Origin of the sequence: Congregibacter sp. (assembly GCF_965660375.1) — a bacterium.
Classification (GTDB): Bacteria; Pseudomonadota; Gammaproteobacteria; order Pseudomonadales; family Halieaceae; genus Congregibacter.
Genome location: NZ_CBFHZO010000060.1, coordinates 21,850 through 31,363, shown reverse-complemented (window position 1 = coordinate 31,363; position 9,514 = coordinate 21,850). Strand labels below are relative to the sequence as shown.

Sequence of the window (9,514 nt, the reverse complement as noted above, 5' to 3'; positions counted from 1 at the left end):
CCACTAACCTGATGGTGCAGAACATCGGCGACTATCGTTTCGTGGACTATGTGCGCTTCGGTTTTCCGTTGTCGGTGGTGTATTCCCTGGTGGTGCTTGTGATGCTGCCACGGGTATTCCCTTTTACCGCCTGAATTGCTGCCAGGGCCTTACCTGCCGTTGATCAGCAACCCTTGATCCGCAGCACTATGATCATTTCTTCGCCCAACACGAATTTGCTGCGACGCATGGTGAAACCATTGGTGGAGAGCCGGGAAATACTGTCACAGAGAATGTCGCCGGTGCAGGTGCGGCTGTCGTGAATGGTGACATCGCGCTGATTCGGCAGACTGCGGATGAGGCGCCCCTGATAGTCAGCGGTGTAGCTTGCACAGCCGCTCAGTGCGCTCAAAAACACCAGCAAGGGAAGTCGTAACAGTATGGTGCTCCTCGGCGAGTACAGCAGGGGCGTGGCGTATGTATCGCGCACTGAGGAGGGGCAAGAGGTCACCATTGAATAAGTTGCGGACGCTCCCGATGTGGTTCCACAGAGGCCCCGGCCGCATTCTGGACAGGTCGAAGGGAGTGATGGAGTAATGAACCATGGGGGCGCTGGTGATTCGAAGAATGGCTCGGTTTCTATCTCTTATTTTGATGTGCAGCCTATCGCAGACGCTGCTCGCCCAGTCCCCCATCAATATAGAGCAGCTGCTGACAAAGCCGGCAGTATGGCAAATCAGCAGCAGTCTGGATTACCGGAGCACATCCCCGGCGTCTGTGCAACGAGGCCGCCAGCTCAGTGGCGCCACAGGGCTTCGCTATGGGCTGACGCCCCGGCTGGAGGTCAATGCGCGGGTGAGCGGTTGGCAGCAAAGACAGAGCCGCGGGGAACTTCAGTGGGAGCAACAGGGGCGCTCTGTCAGTATCGGTGGAAACTGGCTGCTGAAACGCGAATCGTTCCTGCCCGCCATTCTCCTCGAGGCGCGTGGAGAAGTGGTGAGTCGCGGTCGCCGGGGGCAGCGATCCTTTCCGGGGGCGCGTCTGGGTGTGACCATTTACAAAAGCAGCGATCCCGTGGTCCTTTCTCTTCGAGCCTCCATGGATGTCCAGCGGACTTACCGCTTCGAAGACCTCACGATACAGCCCGGTGCCGCCTGGAGTCTTGAACCCGGTGTCAACTTTGCCGTGAACGCGAATGTCACATTGTTTGGAAGTGCCTTTTTTGATCGACGCAACGCATCTTTTCAGGATGGTATCCGCCTGAACAATGCGCAGGAGCGCATCGGTCTTCGGGGCGGTCTGGCGCTAGCTGTGGCTGGCCGCCACTCCCTGTTTGTCAGTGGTGATCTTGCCAGTGATCAGCAGGGGGGCATGAGTCTCCAGTGGTTTTATAAGTTTTAGTGGTGGGGAAGCACCCAAGGAGTAATGATGAAAGGAATCACATTATGAAAAACCCGAGTAAACAGTGGGCGGCCGTGGTCGCTCTGAGCCTGCTCATTGCGCAGGGAAGCGCAACGGCTGACGAAGCACCTCCAGCGGTTGATATGCAGGCGCAGCAATCAGTCCTGCTATCCACGGCATTCTCCGGCGCTCCGTCGGCATCAACGCGTGTTCTTGACGAGGCGCTTATGGAGGACACCCAGGGGGCACTGTGGCCCTGGATCTTTGGTGTCGTGGCTGTGGATATCAGTCTTGCCAGCTTTTTCTGGGGAGATTATCTGCCAACCATGGCGGCCGCGGGAGGGACTTGCGTTACATGTGATATCGGTAATAAATCGAGGTAATCTCGACGGCGGGGCACCTCGTTGCCCCGTCGGCTCTATCCACGGATTTCCTGATTGCGGAGGCGATAGTTATGATTGATCCCGAATTAAGCAAGAAACGTCAGGATGCTGAGTACGTCCGGCGCTATGACCGTCTGTTCTTTTTTCATGCTCTGAGTCTCCTGCCTTTGCTGGTGTTTGTGGCCGTGACTTTCATGAGCTCAGGGCAGCTGGTATGGATGGCGGTCTATGCCAGCGGTGTTACTTACCTTGTTCTTTTGGCGGTGCTGCGATTTCTATGGCGCCGGGAGGTTCTGAAGGGAATGCGGGAGGAGGGCGCAATCGACAGCGACTACAAGCCTCCTGTGCTGTGAGGCGTTGCTTTGGCAGGGGTCGGCCCGGGCGGCGTGTCGAGGCGACACCTATTGCCGTCTGTGCATTGATTCTGTTTGCTACGCCGGTGCAGGCTTTTGATAACTGGGTGTCTCTTCGCGATGCGGGGGTGGTAAGGCAGAAGCAGGACTTCAGTTGCGGCGCTGCGGCGCTTGCCACGGTGCTCACGCACTTTTATCGGGAGCCTGTGAGCGAGGCGGTGTTGCTGGAGCAGTTGATCAGTGGGCGCCGCGACAGCGGCAAAGAAGAATTAGAGGGAGCGGCTCTGTCCTTCTCCGATCTGGCGATGCTTGCCCGTTCCAGAGATTATTCTGCGCTGGGGGTTGCTGTGGCTTTTGAGGATCTAAAAAGACTTGCCCTGCCGGTAATCGTGGCTTTAAACATCGAAGGAAGAGGGCACTTTAGCGTCCTCCGGCGCGTTGATGGCGACGAGCGGGTTTTTCTCGCAGATCCCAGTTGGGGGAACCGCCAGCTGGGAAAACGGGCTTTTCTCACCAGTTTTGCGGGACAAGGATCCGATTCGCAGGGGCGTATTCTCATCATCGGACCCAAGGGCGGCGCGAGAGGAGACGAGAGCTACCGCCACCGCGTCCCGCGCCGGGCGCTGATGGCCCCCGGCGTTTGACCTGCCAATATATACCCCCTGGCTTTGTACCGACGCCTTATAGCTCTTTGAAGGTCATACCGAGGGACTGGAGATAGCTATCGCTGTCGCGACGGGCCACATTACCGGTAACAACGGCAATTGACGCATTTTCCGGCACCAGATACTCAGCGGCGACCCGCTTGAGGTCATCCAGCGTGACATCAAGAATACGCTGTCGGAATGCCATGCGTTGCTCGTGGTTGCGTCCAAAGCGACGGTTGTGGAAGTCCTGCTTGGCTTCTCCTGCAGGAGAGCCCGGCTTATCGATGGTGCTGACGACGCCGAGAATCGCTTCCTCCAGACCCGCGGGACTGTGATTGCCTGAGGCCATCCATTCAATGCTGGCGTCGAAGTCTTCCAGAGTCCCCTCGATACGCGGGTCCCGGTAGGAGTAAAAGCGAAAGGCCGCAATGCTTGCATCGTGACTCGCGCCGCCCCCATAGGCACCGCCCTGTTCCCGGATAGCACGATGGAGGAAGCCGTTCCGCAGATATCCTGACAGCACGGTGAGCGCTGCCGCATCGGCATGACCGCTGGGTACAGTGGCGTAGGCTTTTGCACAAAAGCTCACCTGGGAGTTGGCCACCCAGCACTCCCGTCGGGCTTCCCGCATCATGGGCAGGCGCAGGGCTGAGTCACTCTGTGCAGGCAGCGCTTTCCAGATATCGGCTGCTTGTTCGGCGAGCGCAGCGGTACTGCCCGGCTCAGCGACGATGAGCGCTTCCCACTCGGCGTTTCGTAGTTTGCCGTGGAGCTGCTGCAGCTGCTGCGCAAAAGCATCGAGCTTCGCTGCGTCTGCGAGGGAGTCATCCAGTTGCCGCAACCCCGCGATGCCCTGCATGCCCGAAAGTTCATGGTGGAGCATGGCCAGGGGGCTCATGCCGGCGCAGGCGGCGAGCATGGCCAGGCTGTGCCCCTGTCCCGTAATGGACTGTTCCCGACGGGCTCGCTGCTGGGCCACCAATTCCCGGATGCGCGGTAGTTCGTCAAAGCGCACGTCCAGCAAAGTGTCCCGCATAAGCTTTGACTGCTCGGCACTTTTGCGTGCCAGCGCCTTGGAGGAGAGCACCAGGCTTGCCTGCGCCACCTGTTCGTCCTCAACGCTGCCGCGCATGGATGTAAACAGACTGATGGATCCTACGGATGAGGACTGCCGGTGTTGTGTCGCGAGGTAGTCCTCGTCACCAAGGCCCAGCTCTGCTGTCATGCCCGTGAGATGGGGAAGCAGCTGAAGTTCCTCGGCACTTAAATCAGGAACGGTGCAACTCAGTTGCTGGTACACCAGTCCGTTCGTTCCCTGTTCATAAAGTGTAAAGGGGAGACCTTCGACGTTTGTTTCCTGGTAAGTCAGCTTTGGAAGGGTGCCCGGCACATCTGCAAGGGTGACCTTGGGCAGAAGCTCGGGATCATCCTCTTGAGCCTGGCGCTCCAGCAGTGCCGCGGCCTGGGTGACAATGGCCTGCTTTTCATTGTCATCAAGGCCGGCTTTGAGCTTCGCAAGGCGCTGCTGCTCTTCTTCGCGTTTTTTCTCGGAGAGGGCTCCATCGGGTGTCATCACCAGTGTGAGGCGATGGGGGTTTTCGATGAGCAAATCCCGGGCAAGACCGCGGATATAGTCGGGGCTCTGGATCTGCTCTCGCAATTGGGCGATCACCGGCTCCAAATCCATGGAGGGTACCGGGTCGGCGTAATGTGTGGCCGGCCCCAGTGCCTGGAGAATCAGGTTGAGTCCAAAGGGCATGCCGTCGCCGCTTATCTCCCGTTGGTGAAGTTCCAGCTGATGTAGCACGGCTTCCAGTTGCTCCTGGGGTACGCCGTTTGCCACGATGTCCTCAATGACGCCCAGTACGAGCTTCTCCAGGGCTTCCTCGTGCTCGGGCTCGCTGCCTTCAATGCCGCAACAGAAAACAAGCTCTCGAAGGGAGTCTTCAAGACCACACAGGGGTGAGGGTGCGGTACCCAGATCCGTGGTCTCCAAGGCCTGCTGCAGCGGTGAGGCGCTGTTTTCCATGAGTACGCTGGAAAGAAGCTGCGCTTCCAGGAGATCCTTGAGTTCCGAGCTTTCACCCAGCAGCCACCCCATAACGATATGTGTGCGCCGTTCCTGACCGCCTTCCTCGTCAAAGGCGTAGGGCTCAGTCACTCGCTTGGGCGCGGTGTAACGCTCTTCGGGGTTTACCACGATGCGTTTGTCCAGGCGGGAAAAATTCTGCAGTGCCTGCTCGTGGAAGACTGCCTGGTGCTCAGCGGCGGGAATATCGCCAAAGGTCATAAAGGTGGCATTGCTGGGATGGTAATGGCTTTTATAGAAAGCCCGGAGCTGTTCATAGCTGAGCTCGGGAATATGCTCGGGCTCACCACCGGAGTTGTAGTGGTAGGTGCTGGTGGGAAACAGGTGGTGACAGAGGGTTTGCCACAATCGTGAGGGCACAGAGCTCATGGCGCCCTTCATTTCGTTGAACACCACACCTTTGTAAACCAGGTCGCTGTCGGTATTTCCCGGCTCTGCGAATTCGACCCGGTGCCCTTCCTGGGCAAAATCAAGGGGGTCAAGCTTGGAGAAAAAAACCGCATCCAGATAAACATCCAACAGGTTGCGAAAGTCTTTACGGTTCTGACTGGCAAAGGGATAAGCCGTCCAGTCGGCGCTGGTGAAGGCATTCATGAAGGTGTTCAGAGACCTGCGGAGCATCATGAAGAACGGGTCCCGCACCGGATAATGCTCGCTGCCGCACAGTGCCGTGTGCTCCAGAATATGGGCCACGCCCCGGCTGTCCTTGGGCACGGTGCGCAGGGCAACCAGAAATACGTTCTCGGTGTTGTCTGAGGCGAAATGGTAGTGAATAGCCCCGGTCTCACGATGCTCAAACTGCTCTACCCGGATGTTCAGGGCGTCGATGCGTTCCGCGCGCAGCGGAATAAAGCTGTCATGAGCGATGGGGAGCTTGGACGGACTGTTCATAGCTTTTCCGATTGGTAAAAACGCTCATTCTAACGTGATTTGCTCCGGACCTTCAGGGTGCTCCGGGCAGAGGCAGGGCACGGAGTTTCAGGCGGTACAGCCAGGGCCAGCGTTTACCCGTCACCCAGAGAGCGCGGTTACTGGCGTCCCAGGCGATGCCATTGAGCACATCGGTGTCGCGCTCCCGATCTTCGGGGTCCAGGAGTCCGCGCAAATCCACGATGGCAAGCACTGCTCCGGTCTCCGGGTCAATGCGCACCAGTTGATTCGCCTGCCAGACATTGGCCCATATCTCGCCGTCAATCCACTCCAGCTCGTTGAGCCTCGGGAGAGGTCGATTACCAAGAGTGACCGCCAATGTGCGTTTCACGCTCATATCGCCCGGTTTCAGGAAGTGCAGCTGGTGGCTGCCATCGCTGTAAATCAGTTCTGAGCCATTGTGCGTGAGTCCCCAGCCCTGGGATGAAATCTGATGCGTTGCCAGGGGCTCAAAGGACTTCGCGTCATATTCGATAAGTTGCCCGGCTCGCCAGGTGAGCTGGTAAATGCGATCTTCCAGCCGCGTGATTCCCTCTCCAAAGAGCTCCGGGGGAAGCGCGTGCTCCTGTTTGAGCGTCATAGCGGGGAACTCGTAAGCCAGAAGTCGGGACTCCCCATACAGTCCTGTGCCCACATACAGCGTATCCCCGACAATCTGTAGCCCCTGCACAAAATTCTCCCGGGGGTGGGGTACCTGCTCGAGCACCTCGTAGCCGTAGCGATGTAGCGGCGTGGCAATGGCGGGGATTGCCAACGCCGCCGCAAGCCCTGCCAGCAATGCGGAGGCAGCCACCGCTCGCAGGGGTTTGTTCACGCTTGCCTGACCTTTGTCTGAGCTTGACCGCGGATGAGTCCGCGGATCAGAAAGCGCGCGGGAGAGAGCGCCCGCTGTAACTCCCGACTCAGGGGGATGGGTTCACCGAAGATTCTTGCGGCCACCAGTTCACCGCTGAGTGCTGCATAACTCAGGCCACGGGATCCGTGGGCGGCGCTCATATACAGCCCTGGTTGGTAGGCGCCGGCTGCGGGGATGATCTGGCTGGCGTCCCACTGCAGGGCGCGAAAGCGCTCCCTAAAGGCCTCAATATCCGGGAGCGGCCCTGCCAGGGGCAGATAGTCGGGAGACACACAGCGAAGCTCTGCACGGCCCTTCAGTTGTGTGGGGTCCAGCGTGCTCAGGTGCTCCTTCCAGGCTGGCAGCGCGCGAGCCAGCGCTGCAATATTGTCACGGTGCTCCTCTACGCGAAGATCCCGACTGTCGTCCCCCGGCTTGAACGTCGCGCCGATACAATGCTCGCCATTCACCGCCGGGGCAATGTAACCGCGGTGGCAGAAGCTGGTGCGCAGGGCCTGATCCTTGGGTGCGGGTATCTGGGTGGTTTGGCCTCTCACTACCCGTAATGGCAGGTCCAGGGTTTGTTCGATGCTTCTGCCCGCCGGTCCTGTGGCCAGTATGAGTAGGTCCGCCGCCCCCTGAAGTTGGCCGCCGGGGTCCCGGGCTTGCCAGTGACCGTCACCCTGGTGGAAAGTGAGATGCTCACAGTTCTCCCGAAGAGTAATGCCTGACTGACCGAGCAGTGCCCTGCATACCGCGGGCGGGGCGAGCCATCCGGACCCCGGTTGCCAGATGCCCGCCGTGTCGCAGGGAATGCCAAGCAGGGTTTCAACGCTCTTCGCACTGTGGGTCTCTGCAATTGCCTCGAGTCCGCGCAGCGCCTCTGTGAGGCTGGTCGCATCGCCTCGGGGCATATCGGTCTGTACGCAGCCACTGAGTGCACCGTCGGTACCCTCACGCAGGAGACCCTCAAGGAACATCTGTCGGTAGAGATCCCGGGCATAAAGAAACGCCTGAAGGGAAAACTCCCCCAGGATAGAACGCTCGTGAGACAGCCGGGTGAATAACACCCCCTGGGCGTTACCGGAGCCGCCACTGGCGGTGCCCCCTTCATCCAGCACCGTAACGGCCATCCCCCGGCGCGCGAGGGCGGCGGCGACATGAGCACCCGCAAGGCCGGCACCGATGACCAGCGCCGTCTGAGTGGTGGATGCAGCAGGGCGAGGATTCAGGTCCCAGGGTGTCATGGGCGGCGCGGGCTTGGCAGCGGAATTCCCGGCATCCAAAGTCCCCTGGAGGCACTCGCGTTTTCTGCCGAAGCCCGGCCGTTTGTTCATGCTAAAGCCGGCTTCGGTGAGGTTTCTGCGCACTGTACCCGATGCGCTGTAGGTGGCGAGAGTAGCGGAGGGATTACTGGCGCGGACCATGTGTCCGAATAGTTGCGGTGCCCACATTGACTCGTTCAGCTGCGGGGCGAAGCCGTCGAGATACCAGGCGTCCATAAGCGGTGTTTCCAGGCCTGAGAGCTCCGACAGCGCGTCTTCAGCTTCGGCCCAGACGAGGTCCAGGGTGATTCGCCCCTTATCAAACACGCGGCGATGAACGCCCGGTATCGGGGGCGGGTAGGCCGCAAGCAACTCTGCGGCGATATCGGCTAGCTCAGGCCAGCGGTGGAGGGATTTTTTCAGGGCATCGCCACTCAGGGGGTGACGATCAACGCTCCAGTAGTGCAGCCGTTTTCCAGGTGTGGCAAAGCGCTGGAAACTCCGCCAACTGAGTAAAAAGTTCAGGCCCGTGCCGAAGCCCAATTCGCCAATGCTGAATAACGACGCCTGTGGAAGGCTCAGGCGCTGCTTGAGGTCGCTGCCTTCGACAAATACGTATTGGGATTCCGCCAGACCGTTTTCGGCACTGAAGTAACAGTCAGCAAAGCGGAGAGAACGGGGTTCACCCGCGTCGGTCCATTCCAGATCGGCAGGTTCCATGGCCTGCAGCGGACCCTGTGCACGAATCACGGGGCAGCACTTTCTTCGGCCCGTGGATCACGGAGCCATGCGGGTCTGTCACTCTGCATTTCTGCAAGGACGGTGGCCGGTATCAGATGCAGTACCCAATCCTGGCGGGGAGGGGCTGTCAGCAACAGCAGATACTTTGGGCTGCGCTCCAGGGGGGGCAGCTCGATCTCCCGCTGAAAATCCGACACGCCGAAAACATTGAGGCCGTCACCGAGTTCGGTTTGCCCGACAAACTGATGTTTACCGATATGTCTTAAATTGTAGGTGCTACTCCCCACCAGAGAGCCGCGCTGGCGTATTTGGATGGTGCCAATAAGAGGGCTGTCACTGCGACGCTCGGCGATGGTGCTATCAGCAAGGCGGGATTCCACCTCTGAGCGGAGCAGCGGCCACTCATCGGCTCTCAGTAGGAGTTTTTCCCGGGAGTAGGGGGCGTTGAGTAGTAAAGCCAGCTCGGCCTCGCCCGGCGTGGCGTCGAAAGGCAGCGTGTTGGCGTCTTCGTCCAATGAGGGTTCCGGGGCTACGGGCGCCCCGGCAAAGCTCCGGTGACGCAGCAGCAGGCCGCGAAGGCGCTCCACATCGCTGTCGGACAGGCCAGACGCGTCCGTTTCCTGGGCCGATGCCGAAAAACATCCGAGGAGCGTTATGCCCAGTATAATACTTGCCAGCGAAGAAGCGGCGTGGCGGAAACAGTCGCGGCCTTGCAAAGTGGCGGTGTCTGTCTGTGAGCCCTTGCCAACAACGGCGTGGTTCATGGTCCCAAAACCCCCTGACGAAAACGGGAGCATAGCAAAGTGCGGGGTGCTCCTGTCTGTTGCTTCTATTTGAGATAATGAAGGACCGCTGGCATGGTGCAGGACCAATCGGTAGACTTCGCGGGCT

At 59.4% G+C, this 9,514-nt stretch carries 9 protein-coding genes; 4 read left to right on the top strand and 5 right to left on the bottom strand.

What is annotated here, in order from left to right:
- Positions 1-163: 163 nt before the first annotated feature.
- Positions 164-469, bottom strand: coding sequence for a hypothetical protein (locus ACTG3T_RS05350; protein ID WP_439101234.1), 306 nt, complete (start codon positions 467-469; stop codon positions 164-166).
- A 137-nt stretch (positions 470-606) separates the two neighbouring features.
- On the opposite strand from ACTG3T_RS05350, the gene ACTG3T_RS05345 reads away from it, so the two are divergent.
- The 4 genes from ACTG3T_RS05345 to ACTG3T_RS05330 all read left to right on the top strand — a co-directional run bounded on the left by ACTG3T_RS05345 (position 607) and on the right by ACTG3T_RS05330 (position 2,760).
- Positions 607-1,380 (top strand): hypothetical protein, encoded by a 774-nt coding sequence (locus ACTG3T_RS05345; RefSeq protein WP_439101233.1) that lies wholly within the window; start codon positions 607-609, stop codon positions 1,378-1,380.
- Between the two features lie 44 nt (positions 1,381-1,424).
- Complete coding sequence (locus tag ACTG3T_RS05340; protein WP_439101232.1) at positions 1,425-1,763, top strand: hypothetical protein; 339 nt, start codon at positions 1,425-1,427, stop codon at positions 1,761-1,763.
- Positions 1,764-1,834: 71 nt separating this feature from the next.
- Positions 1,835-2,116, top strand: a complete 282-nt coding sequence (locus ACTG3T_RS05335; RefSeq protein WP_439101231.1) for a hypothetical protein — start codon at positions 1,835-1,837, stop codon at positions 2,114-2,116.
- Positions 2,113-2,760, top strand: a complete 648-nt coding sequence (locus ACTG3T_RS05330; RefSeq protein ID WP_439101230.1) for a C39 family peptidase — start codon at positions 2,113-2,115, stop codon at positions 2,758-2,760. Before ACTG3T_RS05335 ends, ACTG3T_RS05330 begins: the two co-directional genes overlap by 4 nt.
- 37 nt (positions 2,761-2,797) lie before the next feature.
- On the opposite strand, the gene ACTG3T_RS05325 is transcribed toward ACTG3T_RS05330, so the two are convergent.
- The 4 genes from ACTG3T_RS05325 to ACTG3T_RS05310 are packed head-to-tail and all read right to left on the bottom strand — an operon-like array spanning position 2,798 to position 9,387.
- Positions 2,798-5,743, bottom strand: a complete 2,946-nt coding sequence (locus tag ACTG3T_RS05325) for an insulinase family protein (protein ID WP_439101229.1) — start codon at positions 5,741-5,743, stop codon at positions 2,798-2,800.
- 52 nt (positions 5,744-5,795) lie between these two features.
- Positions 5,796-6,596: a glutaminyl-peptide cyclotransferase gene (locus ACTG3T_RS05320; RefSeq protein WP_439101228.1), complete on the bottom strand. Its 801-nt coding sequence runs from the start codon at positions 6,594-6,596 to the stop codon at positions 5,796-5,798.
- A complete protein-coding gene (gene mnmC, locus ACTG3T_RS05315; protein WP_439101227.1) occupies positions 6,593-8,632 on the bottom strand; it encodes a bifunctional tRNA (5-methylaminomethyl-2-thiouridine)(34)-methyltransferase MnmD/FAD-dependent 5-carboxymethylaminomethyl-2-thiouridine(34) oxidoreductase MnmC in 2,040 nt (679 codons plus the stop codon). The genes ACTG3T_RS05320 and mnmC overlap by 4 nt, the downstream gene beginning before the upstream one ends.
- Positions 8,629-9,387 (bottom strand): hypothetical protein, encoded by a 759-nt coding sequence (locus tag ACTG3T_RS05310; RefSeq protein ID WP_439101226.1) that lies wholly within the window; start codon positions 9,385-9,387, stop codon positions 8,629-8,631. The genes mnmC and ACTG3T_RS05310 overlap by 4 nt, the downstream gene beginning before the upstream one ends.
- Positions 9,388-9,514: the final 127 nt, after the last annotated feature.